General features: G+C 41.9%; 16 protein-coding genes, 4 tRNA genes and 1 pseudogene. 9 read left to right on the top strand and 12 right to left on the bottom strand.

The window, feature by feature from the left end; translation table 11 throughout:
* Positions 1 to 170 precede the first annotated feature (170 nt).
* The 3 genes from FTV38_RS02665 to glyQ form a co-directional block, all read right to left on the bottom strand.
* Positions 171 to 644 carry a hypothetical protein gene (locus FTV38_RS02665; protein ID WP_180007118.1) on the bottom strand — a complete coding sequence of 158 codons (474 nt, stop codon included), beginning with the start codon at positions 642 to 644 and terminating at the stop codon, positions 171 to 173.
* Positions 645 to 751: 107 nt separating this feature from the next.
* Positions 752 to 2,821: a glycine--tRNA ligase subunit beta gene (glyS, locus tag FTV38_RS02660; RefSeq protein WP_180021160.1), complete on the bottom strand. Its 2,070-nt coding sequence runs from the start codon at positions 2,819 to 2,821 to the stop codon at positions 752 to 754.
* A complete protein-coding gene (glyQ, locus tag FTV38_RS02655; RefSeq protein WP_067666981.1) occupies positions 2,821 to 3,804 on the bottom strand; it encodes a glycine--tRNA ligase subunit alpha in 984 nt (327 codons plus the stop codon). The genes glyS and glyQ overlap by 1 nt, the downstream gene beginning before the upstream one ends.
* 266 nt (positions 3,805 to 4,070) lie before the next feature.
* Here glyQ and FTV38_RS02650 point away from each other — a divergent pair, with 266 nt between their 5' ends.
* Complete coding sequence (locus tag FTV38_RS02650; protein ID WP_180007122.1) at positions 4,071 to 4,403, top strand: 2OG-Fe(II) oxygenase; 333 nt, start codon at positions 4,071 to 4,073, stop codon at positions 4,401 to 4,403.
* A 291-nt stretch (positions 4,404 to 4,694) separates the two neighbouring features.
* Here the strand turns inward: FTV38_RS02650 and FTV38_RS02645 are convergent, their stop codons facing one another.
* Positions 4,695 to 5,303 (bottom strand): OmpA family protein, encoded by a 609-nt coding sequence (locus FTV38_RS02645; RefSeq protein ID WP_180002927.1) that lies wholly within the window; start codon positions 5,301 to 5,303, stop codon positions 4,695 to 4,697.
* Positions 5,303 to 5,884, bottom strand: coding sequence for a hypothetical protein (locus FTV38_RS02640; protein WP_168377936.1), 582 nt, complete (start codon positions 5,882 to 5,884; stop codon positions 5,303 to 5,305). Before FTV38_RS02640 ends, FTV38_RS02645 begins: the two co-directional genes overlap by 1 nt.
* 275 nt (positions 5,885 to 6,159) lie before the next feature.
* On the opposite strand from FTV38_RS02640, the gene FTV38_RS02635 reads away from it, so the two are divergent.
* Positions 6,160 to 7,266 carry an HPP family protein gene (locus FTV38_RS02635; protein ID WP_168377935.1) on the top strand — a complete coding sequence of 369 codons (1,107 nt, stop codon included), beginning with the start codon at positions 6,160 to 6,162 and terminating at the stop codon, positions 7,264 to 7,266.
* 118 nt (positions 7,267 to 7,384) lie between these two features.
* Here the strand turns inward: FTV38_RS02635 and FTV38_RS02630 are convergent, their stop codons facing one another.
* Positions 7,385 to 7,642 carry a PspC domain-containing protein gene (locus FTV38_RS02630; protein WP_180007126.1) on the bottom strand — a complete coding sequence of 86 codons (258 nt, stop codon included), beginning with the start codon at positions 7,640 to 7,642 and terminating at the stop codon, positions 7,385 to 7,387.
* Between the two features lie 301 nt (positions 7,643 to 7,943).
* Between FTV38_RS02630 and FTV38_RS02625 the strand changes: the two genes are divergently transcribed.
* Positions 7,944 to 8,597, top strand: coding sequence for a hypothetical protein (locus FTV38_RS02625; RefSeq protein ID WP_180010263.1), 654 nt, complete (start codon positions 7,944 to 7,946; stop codon positions 8,595 to 8,597).
* A gap of 123 nt (positions 8,598 to 8,720) precedes the next feature.
* On the opposite strand, the gene FTV38_RS02620 is transcribed toward FTV38_RS02625, so the two are convergent.
* From FTV38_RS02620 to FTV38_RS02595, 6 genes are all read right to left on the bottom strand, one after another.
* Positions 8,721 to 8,796: transfer RNA gene (locus FTV38_RS02620), tRNA-Lys, on the bottom strand.
* Between the two features lie 262 nt (positions 8,797 to 9,058).
* Positions 9,059 to 9,134, bottom strand: a tRNA-Lys gene (locus FTV38_RS02615).
* Positions 9,135 to 9,183: 49 nt separating this feature from the next.
* Positions 9,184 to 9,259: transfer RNA gene (locus FTV38_RS02610), tRNA-Lys, on the bottom strand.
* Between the two features lie 21 nt (positions 9,260 to 9,280).
* Positions 9,281 to 9,356, bottom strand: a tRNA-Lys gene (locus tag FTV38_RS02605).
* A gap of 140 nt (positions 9,357 to 9,496) precedes the next feature.
* Positions 9,497 to 11,338, bottom strand: coding sequence for a long-chain-acyl-CoA synthetase (locus FTV38_RS02600; RefSeq protein WP_180021158.1), 1,842 nt, complete (start codon positions 11,336 to 11,338; stop codon positions 9,497 to 9,499).
* A 185-nt stretch (positions 11,339 to 11,523) separates the two neighbouring features.
* Positions 11,524 to 14,952 (bottom strand): Rne/Rng family ribonuclease, encoded by a 3,429-nt coding sequence (locus FTV38_RS02595; protein ID WP_180021195.1) that lies wholly within the window; start codon positions 14,950 to 14,952, stop codon positions 11,524 to 11,526.
* Positions 14,953 to 15,346: 394 nt separating this feature from the next.
* Between FTV38_RS02595 and FTV38_RS18350 the strand changes: the two are divergent.
* The 6 genes and pseudogenes from FTV38_RS18350 to dmpG all read left to right on the top strand — a co-directional run bounded on the left by FTV38_RS18350 (position 15,347) and on the right by dmpG (position 20,953).
* A pseudogene (locus tag FTV38_RS18350) lies at positions 15,347 to 15,655 on the top strand (hypothetical protein).
* A gap of 55 nt (positions 15,656 to 15,710) precedes the next feature.
* A complete protein-coding gene (locus tag FTV38_RS02590) occupies positions 15,711 to 16,682 on the top strand; it encodes an RluA family pseudouridine synthase (RefSeq protein ID WP_180021156.1) in 972 nt (323 codons plus the stop codon).
* Between the two features lie 151 nt (positions 16,683 to 16,833).
* Complete coding sequence (locus FTV38_RS02585; protein WP_111884106.1) at positions 16,834 to 17,502, top strand: HAD-IA family hydrolase; 669 nt, start codon at positions 16,834 to 16,836, stop codon at positions 17,500 to 17,502.
* 689 nt (positions 17,503 to 18,191) lie between these two features.
* A complete protein-coding gene (gene mhpD, locus FTV38_RS02580; RefSeq protein ID WP_078189749.1) occupies positions 18,192 to 18,989 on the top strand; it encodes a 2-keto-4-pentenoate hydratase in 798 nt (265 codons plus the stop codon).
* A 36-nt stretch (positions 18,990 to 19,025) separates the two neighbouring features.
* Positions 19,026 to 19,922, top strand: coding sequence for an acetaldehyde dehydrogenase (acetylating) (locus FTV38_RS02575; protein ID WP_180021154.1), 897 nt, complete (start codon positions 19,026 to 19,028; stop codon positions 19,920 to 19,922).
* An 11-nt stretch (positions 19,923 to 19,933) separates the two neighbouring features.
* On the top strand, positions 19,934 to 20,953 hold the full coding sequence (dmpG, locus tag FTV38_RS02570; protein WP_180021151.1) for a 4-hydroxy-2-oxovalerate aldolase: 1,020 nt from the start codon (positions 19,934 to 19,936) through the stop codon (positions 20,951 to 20,953).
* The last annotated feature ends 184 nt before the right edge of the window (positions 20,954 to 21,137 follow it).

Genomic DNA, 21,137 nt, shown 5'->3' with positions numbered 1-21,137 from the left:
TTCAACTTTATTTAAAACGAGATATTGAGTGCAACAGCAGATCTTTTTCACATTGATGTATTAAGAAGTGATTTAGCTTGGTGATTTAACTAATATTTCAAACGGTCTCATTGAATTATCAGGACGTTATTCTAAATAACCCATGAGGCCTTAGCTGGTTTATTTAGCGATTAAAGTTTTGGCAAAAAGAACAACAACACAAGGCCACCCAATACTCCACCGATAATGAGCCAATCTTTCTTACGCATATCTGCAACACGAATTACTGAAAAATACAGGCTGCTAAAAAATAGAAAAACGAAGACAAATAGCACGAGGGGATTATTGAATATAAATTTAGTACTGCCCAATAAAACGAAAATGGTTGTGCTCGACAACCAATACACCAAACTTAAAACAAATTTTGAAAGCGTTAAGTAACGCACAGTGCGGTCTAATCTTGGCAAAGTCACCGCAAGGATGACGATTCCAATAAATCCACCCAAAACAGAAATAATCAAAAAGAATAAAGCACCCATATCTGGCTTGTTTGGAATGTATGGATAAACCTTCCAAAGGTAAAAGCTGCATGCCATCAATACTGTATGTAAGATAAAAAGATAGAGATCTGGGCGGTAAGGATGATTGACTGTAATACTTTTCATATATTGTTCTTATCAAAAAATCCCGCTATTTCTAACAGGATTTTACCTAGATTTCAAACGGCATAAAAAAACCCGCTTTAAAGCGGGTTTTTAATGAATACTTAAACTTAGTGCTGTAACACTGAAATATCAGCCACTTTCGTAAACAAGTCACGAAGCTGTGCAAGCATACGTAAACGGTTTGCTTTTAGGTCAGCATCATCTGCCATCACCATCACACCGTCAAAGAACGCATCGACTGGCGCACGAAGTGCAGCAAGTGCAGAAAGGGCAGCGGTGTAGTCCTTCGCAGCAAATAACGGCTCAACCACAGGCGTGATTTTCGCAAGTTCAGCGAACAATGCTTTTTCAGCATCTTCAACCAAGTTCGCTTCAACCACAGCGCCTTTAGGTGCAGCTTCTTTTGCAAGAATGTTCGCAACACGCTTGTTAGCAGCAGCAAGCGCAGCAGCTTCAGGTAAGTCACGGAAATGATTTACCGCATTTACACGTTTGTCAAAATCAAGTGGTGATTTTGGAGAAAGTGCTTGAACCGCTTGAATCACATCTACAGCCACGCCTTGGTCTTCATATTTCGCACGGTAACGACCTTCAAGGAATGCAACAGCATCCGCTAAAGTCTTATCGTGATCTTTCAATACATCGCCATAGGCAGCAAGTGCAAGTTTGATTAGATCTTCAATCGAAACGTCTAAATCATTTTCAGTCACAAGACGCAAGATACCAATGGCTGAACGACGTAATGCAAACGGGTCTTTAGAACCTGTCGGCGCCTGACCAATACCAAAAATACCTGTCAATGTATCTAAACGGTCAGCAAGCGCAAGCGTAGTACCTGTTTTGGTTTTTGGTAAAACGTCACCTGCAAATTTAGGTAAGTATTGTTCACCTAAAGATTCAGCAACTTCATCATTTTCGCCTTCAATACGTGCGTAGTAAGTACCCGCAATACCTTGAAGCTCAGGGAACTCACCCACAAGTTCAGAAGTTAAGTCGCATTTTGCAAGGAGTGCAGCTTTTTCAGCATCTGCAGGGTTCGCACCTGTGATAGCCGACAAAGCCACAGCCAATTTAGCAATACGTTCAGACTTGTTCCAAAGGGTACCCAATTCAGCTTGGAATACCATATTTGCAAGTTTCTCTTTACGAGATGCAAGCGGTTGCTTTTGGTCTTGTAAGAAGAAGAATTCAGCATCTGACAAACGTGGACGAACGACTTTTTCGTTACCTTCAATAATTTGAGACGGATCTTTCGACTCAATGTTTGACACGGTAATGAAGTACGGTTGAAGTTTATTGTCGCTATTCACTAAGCAGAAGTACTTTTGGTTGTCCTGCATGGTGGTGATGAGTGCTTCTTGAGGCACTGCAAGGAAGCGTTCTTCAAAGCTAGCACGAAGCGCAACTGGCCATTCAACCAATGCTGTTACTTCGTCACGTAAGTCCGCAGGGACAATCGCAATGGCATTTACTTCATCAGCCAAAGCTTTCACTTGTTGGTCGATGATCGCTTGGCGCTCTTCAAAGTTTGCAATCACTTTTGCAGTACGAAGGGCATCAAGATAAGCATCGGCATTTGCAAGTGTAATTGCTTCAGGAGCATGGAAACGGTGACCATAAGTCACGTTACCTGCTTGGTGATCCTGAATGGTTGCTTCAATTACATCACTGTCTTTCAACAAAACAACCCATTTTACAGGACGTACAAACTCAGTACGGCTTGCAGCAGAACGCATGCGTTTTGCGATAGGTAGGTTATCTAAAGCGTGTTGTAAAATTTGAGGAAGTAAAACATCAAGGCTTTGACCTTTTACATCTTTTAAGTAGCACACTTTTTCAACTTTACCTGCTTGGAAAGTTGAAACTTGATCAACCGTAATGCCTTGACCGCGCATAAAGCCTTCAAGTGCTTTAGTCGGTTTGCCTTCGGCATCAAACGCTGCTTGTTTTGCAGGGCCGTCGAAACGTTTTTGAGTGTCGGCTTGCGCTGCATCAACATTCACAATTTTAAGTGCAAGGCGACGTGGTGCTGCATAAGCTTCAATCGCATCAAATGCAAGACCTGCGTCTTTTAAGCCTTTTAACGTTTCTGCATGTAGCGCATCACGTAATTTTTTTAAGCTTTTTGGTGGAAGTTCTTCGCAGCCTAATTCGAACAATACTGTATGTTTAGACATTATTTGCTCTCCTTAGATTCTACTTTTGCTTCCGCTTCAACTTGTGCTTTAAGTTGAGCAAGGACTTCGTCACGTAAAGCTGGTTCTGCCATCGGGAAGCCAAGCTTCGCACGTGCAGCAACATAACTTTGCGCAATCGCACGAGCCAATGTACGTACACGTAAAATATAACGTTGACGTTCAGTTACTGAAATTGCGCCACGTGCATCAAGCAAGTTAAAACTATGCGATGCTTTAATCACTTGCTCGTAAGCAGGAAGTGGAAGTTCCGCTTCCATTAAACGAGTCGCTTCCGCTTCATAGAAGTCGAAGAGTTCAAACATTTTTTCAACGTTGGCATATTCGAAGTTATAGGTTGATTGTTCAACTTCGTTTTGGTGGAACACGTCGCCATAGGTCACTGTACCAAACTGACCTTTAGTCCAAACCAAATCGTAAACAGAGTCTACACCTTGGAGGTACATCGCTAGACGTTCTAGACCGTAAGTGATTTCACCTGTCACAGGGTAGCACTCAACACCACCAACTTGTTGGAAGTAAGTGAACTGAGTTACTTCCATACCGTTTAACCAAACTTCCCAACCTAAGCCCCATGCGCCAAGTGTTGGAGATTCCCAGTTATCTTCCACGAAACGAATGTCGTGAACAAGGGTATCAATACCAATGGCTTTTAATGAATCTAAGTACAACTGTTGGATGTTGTCTGGGTTTGGTTTCAACACCACTTGGAACTGGTAGTAGTGTTGTAGGCGGTTTGGGTTCTCACCATAACGGCCATCTTTCGGACGGCGAGATGGCTGAACATAAGCAGCGTTCCAAGTTTCAGGGCCTAAGGCACGTAGGAAAGTTGCAGTGTGGAATGTACCCGCACCCATTTCCATATCGTATGGTTGAAGAATTACACAGCCTTGTTCAGCCCAGTAGTTTTGTAAGGCAAGAATTAAGCCTTGGAAGGTATCAATATGCGATATGGCGCGACTCATGGTCATCCACTTAAAATTAGATAAAAATTGTGCTCAATTATAAGGATTTTGGGGGTGTGTGGCAAAGGTTTCGCGTGAACAAGTGGGCTTTTAATGCCAGATAGAATAAAGGCACTGCGGGTTTTAAATGAAGCTGAGTATTTATTGGTAAGAATGGTAGCAATAAGAAAGCTTCATCAGTGATACTGTTGTTAACGATGATCATGCTATAAAAATACAATAAAATTTAGGAATAATAAAATTATTCAAAGACTTATGGGTTTTAAATGGTTGCATTGAAAAAAGGAAGACAGCATTCGGGTTCAGATAAAATGTTGTTATTACAAAACCATTTAGGACTTAAATGTGATGCCTATTTTCTTCGTTTTCCTGTGGGTTCAATGATTCCACCACGTCAAGACTCTGTACAATATGGGCAGCATTTTAGGTTGAATATCGTGATTAAAAAATCGAAAGCAGGTGGTGAATTTATATGTGAGCGAAGCATCATTGATTTACCAAGAGTTAAATTATTTAGACCAGATTTGTATCGGCATGAAGTGACTGAGGTGCAAGGCAGCTCATGCTATGTATTAAGTATCGGATGCGTAATCGATTAAATTTGATAGATAAAATCAATATCTTTTAAGAAAATTCAGCCTGTAATTTTCAAAAAAATCCCAAATAACCAACAGGGTAATCGGTCTTTTATAACGTCTTTTGCAACTTAGGTGGCTTGGTACAGCATACGAAAATCGAATAAAAAATATCGCCGCTCAATGAACGTTTGCTATATGACTTTGGCGCGTCTATCGTTTAGAGATATTCTCAAAAAAAGAATCAAAATTCACCACTAAAAATTTAGTCGTAAAATAAAAAATGAGTCGTTTAGACTCATTTTTATCAAGGCTTTATGACTCAGATAAGCTTTTGGTTTTATTAATTACAATTTCAACCCGTCGATTTTTCTGACGACCTTCAGGATTGTCCTCACCATTAGATAGGGTATTCGGTTTAAGCGGCTGACTTTCTCCCATCCCGCTGATTTGATAATTTAAATCAATACCTTGGGCTTTAAAATAATCACGCACCGCTTCAGCCCGTTGTAACGACAGTTTTTGGTTGGCGGCATCTGAACCAATATTATCGGTATGGCCGACAATGGCAATAATGCCTTTACCTTTGCTTTTTAAGGTCTGGGCTGCTTGCTGTAACTCAGGTTCAGCTTCGGGTTTTAAATTGGCTTTGCCAAAATCAAACAGCACATCCGAACTTAAATTCACCTGAATATTAAATTCATTATGATTGGCACTTAAATCTGAACCGACAGCCGATAAATTACTGGCTTCTGCCTGAGGTTGACTTGGTTCAGATGACTTCGGCTGCTGTTCTGGCACAGTCTGAGAGTTGTCTATTTCCGTGACGTTCTGTTCAGTCTGAGTAGGCGGTGGATCAGTTTTGGAATCTACACATCCTGCAATCAATAAGCTCAAACTTGCGCTATACAGTAATGTTCTCATTAGCGTTCAACCGGTATGCCGTCAAAAGAACCTGCATTACCTAAATTGATGCTAATGGTCTTGGTGCTTTCAGGCGGCGCAGGGAATTTAAAGGTGAGTAAAATAGGTTCATAACTGGCTTTTTGGATAGCTTTATTTGTTGCATTTAAAGGTGCTGCCATCCAAATGCCAGCATCATCTTGCAGCAGTCCTACTTTTTTGGCTGTGTCATCATCAATATAATTGGTTTGTTCCAAATTGATGGATGTGCTCATAAATTCAGTGTTTCCATTTGGGGCAGGGTTAGGTTGAGCTATCACTTTTACGGTTAAAATTTTTCCAATCACCTTGACGCTTTGTAAACCTAAAGTGCCTTTACTCATGGGGATTTCAGCTAAAGTGGGTTGAGGCGCTGGTGCTTCAACTTGTGGTGCTGGTTCTCGAATAAGATCATCCCCATTTTTTGCAGTTTCAGCTGGGGCCATTTCTTGAGGTGTATTATCATTGGCTGGCGGATTGGCTTGTTGAGGTTCTTTGGAGCAGGCCGATAAACCCAAGCCAAGCATACAGAGGGCACACATTGCGAAGATATTTTTATTCATTCAGAACATCCTTTTTTCAAATATTTTTATAGGTCTTTTGACTATATGGAATTTTAAACAGCTAGCCTGTCTAGGTTTTGTTGTAAAACGTTAATGAAATAAGAGAGATGAGCAGGTGATTGACTCGTGAGCATTATTCAGTTCTTTCGGCTTTAATTTGGATTAGATATTGTTCAGTAGAAAATTTTATAAGATAAAGGTATAAAATAAATACATCTTATAAGAGACTTCGTTTTATAATCGCCCATCTGTTCGAATAATCAATCAGGCATCTCGTGTTTCACGCAAAATCAGCTTGGCTTAATACACTTAAACCCAACTTTAAAGTTTTACCATTAAAAGATCGCATCCTATGTGGGGTAGGTGCTTTGCTTGGCTTGAGTATATCTTCGCTGATTAGTTGGTTAGCGCTAGGTGACTTAAATGCATGGTATATCGCCCCGATGGGCGCATCGTCTGTGCTGCTCTTTGCTGTACCTGCTAGTCCTTTGGCACAGCCGTGGAATATGGTGGTCGGTAATAGTCTTGCGGCTTTGATTGGCGTGACTTGTGCGATGTATATTCCTAATTTAACCGAAGCTTTTAGTATCGCAGTTGCATTAGCGATTATCTTAATGATGACCACGGACTCATTGCATCCACCGAGTGGGGCAGTAGCGATTACCGCGGTATTGGGCGGCGAGGCTGTCCATGATTTAGGCTACGCCTTTCTTTTTTATCCAGTCCTTTTAAATTCGGTCCTCTTGATGGTGGTTGCTATTATTTATAACCGATTACTAGGTAAGCAGTATCCACAAAAATCACAAGTTAATACACGGACGACAGATCCAACACCGACACAAAAAGTGTCGATTCAACCTGCGGATATTCAGCAAGTCTTAGAACAGCAAAGTCAGTTACTCGATATCAGTGAATACGACCTACAAAAAATCATTTTAGAAGCACAGCAGTTAGCTAGTCGTCGTGGTCTAAGCCAGTTTCATTGTCGTGATCTCATGAGCCAGCAAGTGATTAGCTTGCGTGCAGAAGATGATATTCAGTCAGCGTTGGAAAAGTTTAAACAAGTCAATTTGATGAGTTTGCCTGTGGTGAGTGATTTGGATCGATTGGTGGGAAATTTGGCTTTATATGATGTAGTGGAATGGTTTAAGCGTGCCGCAGACCCCAAAGCCAGTTGGGAAAATCACGTTTATCAAATTATGAATCCCAAAGTGGTGACCGTGCAGCCGGATCAGCCGATTGAAGACTTGGTGCCATATTTTGTGGAAAGATCTTTTAATTATATTCCAGTCGTTGAGCAAAAACGGTTGGTGGGAATGATTAGCCGTGCCGATATGATTGCCGCGTTATATCAACAGTTAAATCAGCAAACAAAATCTTAAGCCTTAAACTTTGATTTAAATTCATCAGACTTAAATATGGTTTTGCCAAAATGTAGGCAAAAAAAAGCTACGGAATCTTGGGGGAGAAACCGTAGCGACCAAACTGGGTCAAGGGATTTTAACGTCTGTCATCATTCACAGTACGGATTGGATCTGAATAGCCATTGGTACGGAAAAAGTTATCTTGTGCTTTAGGCATGACTAACCATAAAACCAAGTACACCAAAATACCGGGAAAGGCTGCGCTTAAGCATGATACAAAGATAAAAATAATACGCAGTAAATTTACGTTCCAACCAAAACGTTCAGCAATACCCCCCATCACACCAGCAATCATGTTAGAGCGGTTTGAGCGATATAAACCAACATTGGCCATTCAGGTCTCCTTAAAAAAATAGAACAAATTTGAATATTTCCAAATTCATATTATAGAAATGGTGACAAGCTTTACGATTTAAAGGGTGCAAAAAAAAATTAAGTAAAGTTATGTAATTTGAAGAATTAGTTTGATTAGTTTGCCTTTAAAATAGCTTGAGTATTAATTAAATATCAACGATAACAATGAGATATGATTAACATATATCGCAAATATATGTATACAGCGTTGATTTTTTGATTACAATATTAAGTCAGCAAGAACTGAAAAAACCAATGAATGATTGGTCTTGGCACATTATATGAAAACATCGGCTTCACCTTTTTTGATGAAATTTGCATATCTTTCAGTGTTTGCAGGAGTGTTCAGCCTCTCTTTTATTGGTTGTAGTCCAACGCATCAACCCGCAGCGGATAAGGGTGAAAGTTCAGCATCAACTGTCGCATCGGAAGTTCAAGCGAAGCAAGATCATGGAAAAAAATTAACCCAAGTGGCAGGGCAGGCGACATTGCCGAATGATGATGAATTAAAGTCAGCTCCTGTTCCTGAACATGCCAAAATTTTTATTGGACGTTTTCATGCCAAAGTAAAATGCGATGACAGTTTTATTCCATGCCCAGAAGGCGATGCGGAGTTCATCCTCAACTTATTACCAGATGGCACGGTACACCGCAGTATTATTCAAATTGGAAAAGTATTTGCTGAAAAAACCAATACGCCAGGCATTAATGTGAAATACCGAAAGGATACGTGGAGTGTCAATGAAGCACATACCGAGCTGGTGGTTCATCGAAAAGAAGGCGTGAATTTTTATTATCACGTGATTAATGAAAATAAAATCACCATGGATTTAGACAAAATTCGTCAAGGTGAAGTCGACCGAAATCAGGAATTATTTTCCAAGGGTTATCCTCAGCCGCAACATGCCTATACCTTGGTGAAAGACCCGAATTAAATGCTGCGAATGAAGTAAATAAAATTATAAATTGCGTTTGAGCGTTGGCGTGAAATTCGCAGACATTGGCTAATCGAATGCAACTAGCTTATAAAAAATTGAATTATTAATACGACATAGAATTGGTGGGTTGTGTGGGGTTCGAACCCACGACCAATAGATTAAGAGTCTACTGCTCTACCAACTGAGCTAACAACCCTGAGAAAATTTTAAAATAACATTTTAAAATTTTAGCAAGATAAACGAAGCGCGTAGTTTTGAGTACTAGGGAATATTTGTTATCTAAAATTTTTCAGGTCAAATACTTCATCTAGCAAGACAAGAATGATACTTCGCAACATCGTTATAGCAAAATTTCGAGAATGGCGAATCAAAACCAATAATGGTGATGGTTTGTCTTGGTCGGAACCTGCAGGTTTCTTTTTCTTCAACTGCCGAAAGAAAGAAGCCCTAAGAAAGAATGGTGGGTCGTCCGCGACTCGAACGCGGGACCAATAGATTAAAAGTCTACTGCTCTACCAACTGAGCTAACGACCCTTAGGGGGTATGCACAAGATTGTAATCTAAAACTGGCATTTTAGAAAGATGGTGGGTCGTCCGCGACTCGAACGCGGGACCAATAGATTAAAAGTCTACTGCTCTACCAACTGAGCTAACGACCCATCTTGTGGTATCGAAGGAAATGGTGGGTCGTCCGCGACTCGAACGCGGGACCAATAGATTAAAAGTCTACTGCTCTACCAACTGAGCTAACGACCCATTTCGCTTGATGGTGCGTATTGTAGCAAGATCTGCTTCAAGCGCAAGTAAAAAATCATAAACTTGCTTGTGTTTGATTATAAATACAACAAAGTGGCTCATTTTGACGGGTGATTGTCGTCAAAATGAGCAAGTTTGATTTAGAAACGGTATTGATAGGCCTGAATATTGTTATAAATTTCAGGGGTCAAGTCACAATAAGCGCTCGCATTCGGCAGTAAAACTAAGATTCGCTCATCTGTTTGCTTAGGATCAAAGGCTTGTTCTTTCAGCTTATTTTTTTGGTATTTAAACGTACCTGTGGTTTCGACTTTTTTCTGTACACGTAAAAATACCGGTACAGCATAAGCTGGTAAGCATTTTTTAAATTGTAGAACCATTTCACTACAATCTTGTTCATTGAGTTCAGCACCATCAGTCAGTGTGATGGCAGCCATACCTGCACGGCCATTGGTATCTGGAATTTCTACGCCATAAACCACAGCTTCAGCAATTTTATCGTACTCACTCACCATATTTTCAACTTCAGTGGTTGAGACGTTTTCACCTTTCCAGCGGAAGGTATCGCCTAGACGGTCGACAAATTGAGCATGTCGGAAGCCAATGTCACGAACCAAGTCGCCAGTGTTGAAGTATGAATCACCATGCTTGAACACATCTTTCATAATGACGGATTTGTTTTTTTCCGTATCGGTATAGCCATCAAAAGGTGAGCGACGGGTAATTTTACCGATGAGTAAGCCGACTTCGCCTTTTTTGACTTTAATGCAACGACCTTTAGCATCATGTACAGCTTCATTTTTTTCTTTATCAAACTGAATAATCGCATAAGGCGTTGGTGAAAAACCAACGGTATTGTCGAAGTTAAACACATTACTAAAGCCGACGTTGCCTTCACTTGACGCATAGAGTTCAAGGACTTCTTCAACCCCAAAGCGTTCTTTAAACTTATCCCAAATGTTTGGTCGCATGCCATTACCAATCATTTTTTTCACACGATGGCCTTTTTCAAGGTCTGAATGTGGGGCATCCATTAAATAGCGGCAAAGTTCGCCCACATAGCCAATGGCTGAAGCATCAAATTTTTGTACATCTTTCCAAAACGATGAGGTTGAAAACTTGCGACGCAGGGCAAGGGTAGCACTACCTGCAATCACCCCACACCAACAAACCACAGTACCTGTAGCATGATAGAGCGGCAAGGTCACATACATCACATCATCTTTGTTCAAATTGAGGACGTGACCATATGTTCCATAAGCCAAAGTCCAACGGCTGTTGGTAAAAATCACCGCTTTAGGTAAGCCTGTTGTCCCAGAGGTGTAGATATAAAATAGGCCGTCTTTGCCTTTTACACTTGCAGTGGTGGGTGTGTTGAATTTTGGAAATTCATCAATCGCTACTGCAAGGTTTAAAAAGCCTTTAGGTGCTTGGCCGGCATCGACACGAGTGGCTTGATCTGCGAACCAATGTAAACGATCTTCAGCCACACTGAGATCATCACGAATCTCTTCTACAGCTTGACGGCATTCTTCGCCCACAATTACCGCAATTGGGTTTACTAAGTTGATGCTGTGTGTCAGGACTTTGCCGACTTGTGAGGTGTTGACCAAGGCACTGGTGACGCCAATTTTGGCTAATGCCACGATGGTTGCCACGAGTTCAGATCGGTTCTCGATCATCACTGCAATCACATCACCTTTTTTTGCACCGAGTGCTAGGTAATAGTGACCAATTTGATTGGCCCATTCATTTAATTCGTTATAGGTATATTTTTGCTCTTCAAAATAAAGCGCATAACCTTTGGGATTACGCTTTACTGCTTTTTCAAATGCAATTCCTAAGCCTGCGGAAGTATTTGGGGTACGTAAATAGGCTTGCTTTAGACCACTCAACAGGTTGGGTACTTTGCTAATGAACGAGGGAATTTTTGCTGCAACATCAGCAATCCCAATAAGGTCGTGTTGTGTAGTTTGGCTCATGTGAATCCTATTTATTTTTCGTAATCCGATACGGTCTATTTCTTTGCAATGAAATTTGCAGCAAATTCTACAATTGTCTTTTAATCGTTTCGATCTAGTGCAATCAACCTAATTTGACAAAAGTATCAAAAAAAAACCAGTCACCGAAATGACTGGATTTTTTTATTCACCTGCAAAATAGCAAATTACTGCTCAGTTGCGGTGTTTGCTTTTTTCGGTGGACGACCGCGAGGACGACGAGGGCGTGCAGGTTTTTCACCTTCAGCGGCCGAGTTCTCGTCTACAGGAACCTCAACTTTCTTTTCCGCTTCAACGGCTTGAGCTTTTTCTTCTACTGGTTTAGTAGGAGCTTCAGACACTTCTTCCGTCTTTTCAGGCTGCGCACTCACATCGAGTTCAGCTTGAACGGGTGTCGGTACTTCAGCTTGAGCGGGCTCAGGTGCTTCAGTTTGAACTGCAACGTCGGATACATTGGCTTCAACTGTAGCAGCTTTAGCTTCTGCAACTACAGGCGCCTCAACAGCAGTGTCTGCGACAGGCGTAGCTTCCACCTCAGCATGTGCTTTTGCTTGGTCTTGTTTCGCTTGTTCAGCGGCAAGTTTAGCAAGGCGACGACGCTCACGTGGGTCATTAGCAACACGTTTATCTGACACAGGCTTTGGTGGTGTCAAATCCAACATTGGCGCTGGTTCAGCTTCAGGTGCAGCTTTTGCAACTTGAACATCACGAGTGACAGGCTTTTTCTCTACAGCTGCTTCAGCTGCAGGTGCAGTCAAAGTCGCGGCATATTCTTCCGTGAATTTTTGCAATGCACGGTTGAATGTTGGAATTAAGCCAAATTGCTCAATCAGTACTGAGCAGTCTTCACCGTATACATGCTTAATCAAGCTGCTTACAGTGTATTGACTCAGTGTCGGCACTTGAGATGGCGAAATTTTCGGAGCCTGTGCTTGTTGAGCGCGAGCTGCACGTTGTTCGCGGCGGCGTTGACGTGGGTCATTGCTTGCACGAGACGGTTTTTGCTGAGCATGCTGTGGTTTATGTCCTACTTCTTTTGTTTCAGTCGCAGGTTTTTCCACTTTTTCTGCTTCAACGACAGCGGCTTTTTGGACTACTGGGGTTTCTACAGGTTTTTCAACTGCTGGGGCAGTATTTAGCGCTACGATTTCGCTTTGAGCTTGATCAACATTTACTACAAGTGCTGTTGGTATCACGTCTTGACGTGGTGCATCAACAACTTCAACTTTAGGTTGACGTTGATTGCGGTTTTCAGATTGTTGCTCAGTTGCAACTTCCTGAGCAATCACTTGCTCGTTCAATACGCTTTGATCGCGGTGGCGATTTGGGCGATTTGGACGTTGTTGGTTGTTGCGGTCACGACGTGGAACAGACTGCGGTTGTTCATTGTTTTGAACATCGTGCTGTACTTGTTCATTGTTATGTTGACGGCGTGAGTTACGACGGTTTTCACGTTGGTCTTGACGGTTGTCTTGGCGCGGTTCTTGACGTTCAGAACGTTGCTCTTGGCGTTCGTTTTGACGTGCTTCGTTATTGCGCTGCTCTTGACGATCTTGACGTGAAGGTTGTAACACTTCTTCATGAACTTGATGCGGTTGAGCTTCTTGTTCACGTGGTTCTTTATGCTTAGTACGCTTTTTGTTGTGACGTTTTTCTTCACGGTCAGCTTTTTCTGAATGGCTGTCACGTTCTTGTTTGTGCACAACAGAAGAAGGCGCAAGGTAAGCATTATTGTCTACGACAACAACAGGCGCTGCCGATGCAGGGGTAATTTGACCAAACTGGCCACGGCTTGCAGCACCGCTATTTACCATTTGTTCAATTGCAGCAGCGGCATTGTTTGCAGTACGCGACTGGTCAACGGTTGCAGCTTGTTTTTGAACAAATAAGTTTTCTAACCATGCACATGGACTAGATGATGCTGCAGAAGCGGCAACTTGTGCAGGTGCTTGTTGAGCAGCAACGGGTTGTTGCTTATTCTTTTTGTGGCCTTTTTCTTGTTGTTGTACAGGTGCTTGTTGCTGAGCAGCAGCGGCCTGTTCTTCACCTAAATGCCATTCAGATGCTTCGTAACCCAATTCTTTTTCGCTAGAACGTGTCGCTTCAGTGCGTTCATAGCTTGTCGGTGCAAAGCCTTCAGGGTTATACGAAATTTCGTAATGTGGTGTTTCTAGATGAGGGTGTGGAAGTACAGTCACACGTACATTTGAAGTTTGCTCAAGATATACAAGGCTGTGACGCTTTTCATTCAATAAGAATGCAGCAATTTCAACAGGCACTTCAACTTGAACTTCACCATGACGTTCGCGTAGCGCAATTTCTTCCACTTTACGCATAATTGAAAGTGATAAAGAACGTAGGTCACGTACCATACCTGTGCCATGACAGCGTGGGCACACATAACCAGTGGCTTCTTCAAGCGATGGACGTAAGCGTTGACGGCTCATTTCCATCAAACCAAAGCGTGACAGTTGACCGAATTGGATACGTGCACGGTCACTTTGTGTTGCTTCACGAAGTTTAGCTTCAACCATACGTTGGTTACGGTCTTTGGTCATGTCGATGAAGTCGATCACAACCAAACCACCGATATCACGTAAACGTAATTGGCGAGCGATTTCTTCAGCAGCTTCAAGGTTGGTATTGAGCGCTGTATCTTCTACGTCGCTACCACGTGTTGATTTTGCAGAGTTAATATCAATTGAAACCAATGCTTCAGTTTGGTCAATCACAATTGAACCACCAGAAGGAAGTTTTACTTCACGTTCATAGGCAGTTTGGATTTGACTTTCGATACCAAAATGAGCGAATAACGGTTCATTTAAAGTATAGGTTTTTAATTTGTCGATTTGACGTGGCATCACTGCTTTAACAAAGTTATACGCTTCGTTATACGCTTGCTCAGAGTCAATCAGAATTTCAGCAACATCATCACGTAAATAGTCACGAATTGCACGTGTAACCACACCGGCTTCTTGGTGAACCAACATTGGTGATGGACCTGAACTTGATGTGCTTTGGATTTGTGCCCAAAGGTCAAGCAAGTGTTGCAGGTCAAGTTGGAGTTCTTCTTGAGAACGACCAATACCTGCAGTACGTACAATCACGCTCATGCCACGAGGGACATTTAAAGACGCCAACATTTCTTTCAATTCTTCACGAACTGAACCTGAAATTTGACGGCTAATACCGCCACCTTTCGGGTTGTTTGGCATTAAGACCAAATAACGACCAGCAAGTGAGATAAATGTGGAAAGGGCAGCACCTTTATTACCACGTTCTTCTTTTTCCACTTGAACTAAAAGCTCAGTGCCTTCAGTGATCAATTCGCGGATGTTTGAAGTTTGGCGAGGATCGGCTTTGTAATAAGAGTTAGCAATTTCGCGCATCGACAAGAAGCCTTGACGACCTGCACCGTATTCAACAAATACAGCTTCTAAAGACGGCTCTACGCGAGTCACATGACCTTTATAGATATTCGATTTTTTTTGTTCACGGGTACGATTCTCTAAGTCAAAATCGTAAAGACGCTGACCAGTGACAAGTGCAACGCGAATTTCTTCGGCATGTGTTGCATTAATCAACATACGTTTCATGGGTGTAACACCTAATAGTGATACACAGAAGAACATCGCCTGACTCGTAGCGAGCATCAGATAGCATGGATCAAGTTGCACAGATCGAAAAACATCATCTGTGCATGTGTACCGACCTTCTTTGGGCGGGCAACGGTTTTTGATTCACGTATTGATGATGGCAATACGGCTTCAATCTTTTAAACGATTAAAGTCACCTGAACGCGTTTCACTGGCGGACAAACGGTGCATTGGATGTGAGTAACTTTCACTGTCACATTGCTCGAAGAGCATCCATTCATATCTGATAGAGCGTCTTGATACGGAATTATCATCGTACCTTTACAAACTGTGCAGATCCAATGCATCAAACGTTGTGGCCTGAACACGATTTCCAGGGAGCGACTGGTCTGATGTGTATCAGTTTACGTTTAAAAACCAACCTTGGTTGGCACATATTTTTTTGGGGCAAACTGTTTTATGTACCTACGGCACAATTAAACGCAACAGTTTGCAGTTTTGCCGATATAATAAGCCTTCGGCGTCGGCATAATTCTTTTGGGACCTTTCCGAGCTAAATGAGTAATTGCTTGAAAGTTCAATGACAGTAAATACTGAAATGAATCAACTTTTACTCAGTTACGGTGGTTTCCGTGCGCTGACTATATCAAACCTTGCATCATCTGCCTATGGGCTAAGCTTATGTTTCTTGCGAAAAGTATAGCTTAAATGATCAATTTTTAATCAATTTTAGTATTTTTTTAGGTCACAGTAACTGTATGAATTCTACGCAAGAATGGCAAAGCGTCACCTGGTTTGAAGTGGACGAGCATCAGGCGGGTCAACGTATTGATAATTTCCTGTTTAGTCGTCTGAAAGGTGTGCCTAAAAGTCGCATTTATCGTCTGATTCGTGAAAGCCAAGTTCGCGTCAATAAAAAACGTGTCAAAGCAGAAACCAAACTCAATATTGGTGACCAAATCCGTGTTGCCCCAATTCGCTATGAGCAAAAAGATGAGTCTGCGGTTCCCGTATCGGACAAAGTCGCGCAAAGTTTACTGAGCCGTGTGGTGTACGAAGATGAAGGCTTAATGGTGGTAAACAAACCTTCTGGTATTGCTGTTCACGGCGGTAGTGGTGTAGCGTATGGCTTGATCGAAGGTTTACGTGCCGCAACAGGGAAGAAATACCTAGAGCTGATTCACCGAATTGACCGCGACACTTCTGGTTTGGTGATGATTTCGAAAAAACGTAGCGTGTTAAAAAGCCTGCAAGACATGCTACGCGAACACAAAATCCAAAAAACCTATGCTGCTGTGGTGAAAGGCGTAGTGAGTTTGGATAAGCAACTGATTGATCAACCTTTGCATCGTTATGAACTGGCGAATGGCGAGCGTCGTGTACGTGTATCACCTAAAGAAGGTAAAGAGTCGAAGACGCTGTGGAACGTGAAAGAACGTTTTATGCATGCCACATTGGTGTATGCGTCTCCACTTTCGGGCCGTACCCATCAGATCCGTGTACATGGTTTAAGTATTGGTCATCCATTGGTGGGCGATGAAAAATATGGTCATGAAACTGAATACCGTGGTCCCAAGCCACGTCGTTTATGTCTGCATGCTATGCGTTTAGAAATTCCGGGTTACCAAACCATTGAAGCGCCATTGCCAGAAGATATGCAAAGCCTTGTGGCGCAGCTACGCGCGCAAAAAGCCGACAAAGTGGTGAAGTCTTCAGAAGATGACGAGTAAGTTTTAAATACGAGACTTCTCTCCCTGAGCAGGACTGCTTCGTAAGTTTTCTTTCTCCCTCTCCTTTAAGGAGAGGGCCGGGGTGAGGTAAATAAATTGATGCACTCCAGAATCTGAATTACCAAACACTGAATCAAATCTAGGAAAACGTATGAACTCAGCTGTAAAACTAGTCATTTTCGATTGGGATGGCACTTTATTTGATTCTGTGGGTCAAATTGTAGCGAGTTTAAAATTTGCAGCAGATCAATATTCACAGCCGCTGACCGATGCTGATGCGAAAAGTATTATTGGTTTAGGTCTGCCGGAAGTCGCACAGCGGTTATTTCCGACGGTTCCTGAATTGCACAGCGACATTTTGCAAAGTTATGCCGATCACTATGTGGCCCATTCCAAAGGGGATATGTGGTTTGATGGTGTCGCGGATATGTTGCAGGAATTACGCGATGCCGGTCTACAATTGGCTGTTGCAACAGGAAAAAGTCGTAAAGGTCTAGACCGTGTCTTGGCTCAAACGCAAAGTCATGAGTTGTTTCGTGCGACACGTGCAGCCAGTGAAACCAAATCTAAGCCAGATCCGTTGATGTTGGCAGAAATTTTGGCGGAAACAGGACTACGTGCCGATCAAGCCATTATGGTTGGTGATACGTCGTATGATTTAGAAATGGCCCTCAATATTCAGATGCCACGTGTAGGCGTGAGCTATGGAGTGCATACTGTAGAAACACTCCAGTGTTTTCAACCCTTACATATTGCACATAGCGTAGGTGATTTGACTGAATTTCTACTAGAACACGTGAAATTACGTCTAGCTGTATAGTTTTAGATACAAACGAGTAAAAAGGGTGAAATTTGTTTTCACCTTTTTTGTTACCAAATGAATAGTAACGCAAGCTCTAGTTGTTGAAATGAGTAAATTCAATTATTTAAAAAAGTAATAACACTAGATTTTTCTACAATAACAAGCAGTCTTCTAGCAAATTTACCTTAAAAAGTTGAGCGCAACTATTTGGCCTTTTACCACAAGCTGGAATAGATTTTTTGTTTGAATTTTTGGTTTTATCTTATTGTTGTTTATTGATTTATTTTTAAATTTTCAATTTATTAAACTAAATCAGATGAAATTGAACACCTATGTGTAAAAGCTGGCCTGACGCTAAAATAACCTTTTAATCTTATCTTTTAGTCGTATAAGCCAAGTTTTTTAGTAGAGATTCAGATTTAAGGGCGAAAAAAATAGTGAATTTTATTTAATTATTTTGACTTAAGTTTTTGAATATTAATAATAAATAATGATTAATTTATAGCTAATAGCTATAGTCATAAATAAAATAAGTATTGGTATTCACTTTCTAAAATCTCGATGCTAAATGCATCTAAACATAACGTGTAGTATGTCAAGTGAAATGCCTTAGGCGAATCCTGACATGACTTTCATCACTTTGATTTTGATGGTGATCGGGATGAAACACGTTGTGCATCCAATTTTTGCAGTTTAAGGAAACATTGATGTCGAATTCTGCTGTTGTTGAATCAGTTGCGCAAGCATTACGCGATGCGGAAGTAAATCAGGCTGCGATTGCACCGATCCGTCCACAACTTGGTGGCGAAAGTGCTGATGTAGATATTGCTTATGCCGTTCAAGAAGTGAATACCAAACGTGCGGTGGCAGAAGGTCGTCGCCTTGTAGGTCGTAAAATTGGCTTAACTTCAAAAGTTGTACAAGCGCAGTTAGGCGTTGATCAACCTGACTTCGGTATGTTGTTTGCTGACATGGCGTATGGCGATGGTGAAGAAATCCCTGCTGGTTTATTGATTCAGCCAAAAGTTGAAGCAGAAATTGCTTTGGTGATTAACCAAGACTTGACTAAAGAAAAACACACCTATGCAGACATTATTAGTGCAACAGAATATGCACTGCCTGCAATTGAAGTGGTCGATAGCCGTATCGAAAACTGGAAAATCTCGTTGATTGATACTGTGGCAGATAACGCATCTTCAGCAGGTTTTGTACTGGGTTCTAAGCCTGTAAAACTTGCAGATCTTGACCTTGTAAATTGCAAAATGGTCATGACTCGTGGTGAAGAAGTGGTTTCACAAGGTGTGGGTAAAGCGTGTCTTTCTAACCCATTAAATGCAGCAGTGTGGTTGGCTGACGAAATGGTTCGTCGTGGTCGTCCATTGCTTGCAGGTGACATCGTATTGACCGGTGCCTTAGGCCCAATGGTTGTGGCAAATCCTGGTGATGAATTCAAAGTTGAAATTGAAGGCTTTGGTTCTGTGACTGCAGCATTTGCAGCGAAATAAGCTTGGGTTTTACGGAATTTTTAAGAGTACACATTCATGAAAAAGATTAAATGTGCATTGATCGGTCCAGGGAACATTGGTACTGACTTGCTTTACAAACTTCAACGCAGCGAATTTTTAGAACCAGTATGGATGGTTGGTATTGACCCGACGTCTGAAGGTTTGGCTCGCGCTGCTAAAATGGGTTTAAAAACCACTGCTGAAGGCGTAGATGGTTTACTTCCACACGTAATTGAAGACGAAATCAAAATCGCATTTGATGCAACTTCTGCCTATGTTCATGCTGAAAACAGCCGCAAATTAAATGAACTTGGCGTGTTAATGATTGACTTAACACCTGCTGCAATCGGTCCATTCTGCGTACCACCAGTAAACTTAGAAGCGTTATTGGACGCAGGTGAAGTTCCGAACGTCAACATGGTGACATGTGGTGGTCAGGCAACGATTCCTATGGTTGCTGCGATTTCACGAGTTCAGCCTGTTGAATATGGCGAAATCATTGCAACAGTATCAACAAAATCTGTGGGTCCAGGTACACGTAAAAACATTGATGAATTTACTCGTACCACTGCCGGCGCTATTGAAAAAGTGGGCGGTGCGAAACAAGGTAAAGCGATCATCATCATTAACCCTGCTGAGCCACCACTGATGATGCGTGATACTGTTCACTGTCTTGTTGAAGGTGAACCAGATCAAGCAGCAATCACTGAATCTGTACATGCGATGATTCTTGAAGTTCAAAAATATGTACCAGGTTACAAACTTGTAAATGGTCCTGTATTTGACGGTAACCGTGTTTCAATCTTCTTAGAAGTTGAAGGTTTAGGTGATTATCTTCCTAAATATGCAGGTAACCTCGACATTATGACTGCGGCAGCTGCACGTACTGCAGAAATGTTTGCAGAACGCGTTTTATCCACTGTTGAAGCTTAAGGAGTAGCCACATGTCTAAGGTTATTATTCACGATATGACTTTACGTGATGGTATGCACCCAATGCGCCATCAAACATCAATCGAGCAAATGATTGCTATTTCAACTGCGCTTGATGATGCCGGTGTACCGCTGATCGAAGTTACTCATGGTGACGGTCTTGGTGGTAACTCAGTGAACTATGGTTTTGCTGCAGCAACTGATGAAGAATATTTAAAAGCCGTTATTCCAAACCTAAAACAGGCGAAAGTGTCTGCACTTTTACTTCCTGGTATCGGTACGGTTGATCATTTGCATATGGCACATGATGTTGGTGTTTCTACGATTCGTGTAGCAACACATTCAACTGAAGCAGACGTTTCTGAACAGCATATTACGGCTGCGCGTAAACTCGGCATGGACACTGTGGGCTTCTTGATGATGGCGCACATGGCAACTCCTGAAAAACTTTTGGAAGAAGCCAGCAAAATGGTGTCATACGGTGCAAACTGTATTTATGTGACTGACTCTGCTGGTTATATGTTGCCTCAAGACGTGACTGACCGCGTGGGTATCTTACGTGCAAACCTGGCTTCAGAGATCGAAATCGGTTTCCACGGTCACCATAACTTAGGTATGGGCGTGGCAAATACGGTTGCTGCTGTTGAAGCGGGTGCGATTCGTGTCGATCTTGCATCTGCAGGTCTAGGTGCGGGTGCAGGTAACACACCACTTGAGTTATTCGTGGCTGTTGCGAACCGTATGCAAATGGAAACTGGCGTTGACTTGTTTAAAGTACAAGACATTGCTGAAGACCTTGTTATTCCAATGATGCACAACCCGATCCGTGCTGACCGTGATGCAGCAACTTTAGGTTATGCAGGTGTGTATTCCTCATTCCTATTGTTCGCAAAACGTGCTGAAGCGAAATACGGCGTATCTGCTCGTGAAATCCTAATGGAATTGGGCCGCCGTGGTACTGTTGGTGGTCAAGAAGATATGATCGAAGACTTGGCATTGACCATGTCTAAAGCAAAAGAAGCCAATGCTTAATTTGCTTTAAATCAAAAAGCGCCCGAAATGGGCGCTTTTTTTATGTCTGAAGTGGCTGTTTTGGTTTGAGATGGGCTTGAGATTACGTTGAGATTGATTTGAGGCATGAAAAGCGGATTGAAATAAGAAATGTCTTACGAACCAATGGCTGATTTCGAGCAGCCATAGTAGTAAAATTTAACTT

This window comes from Acinetobacter sp. YH16044 (assembly GCF_013417145.1).
GTDB lineage: Bacteria > Pseudomonadota > Gammaproteobacteria > Pseudomonadales > Moraxellaceae > Acinetobacter > Acinetobacter amyesii.
The sequence above is the reverse complement of the archived record's forward strand: the minus strand, read 5'-3'. Positions and strand labels throughout refer to the sequence as shown.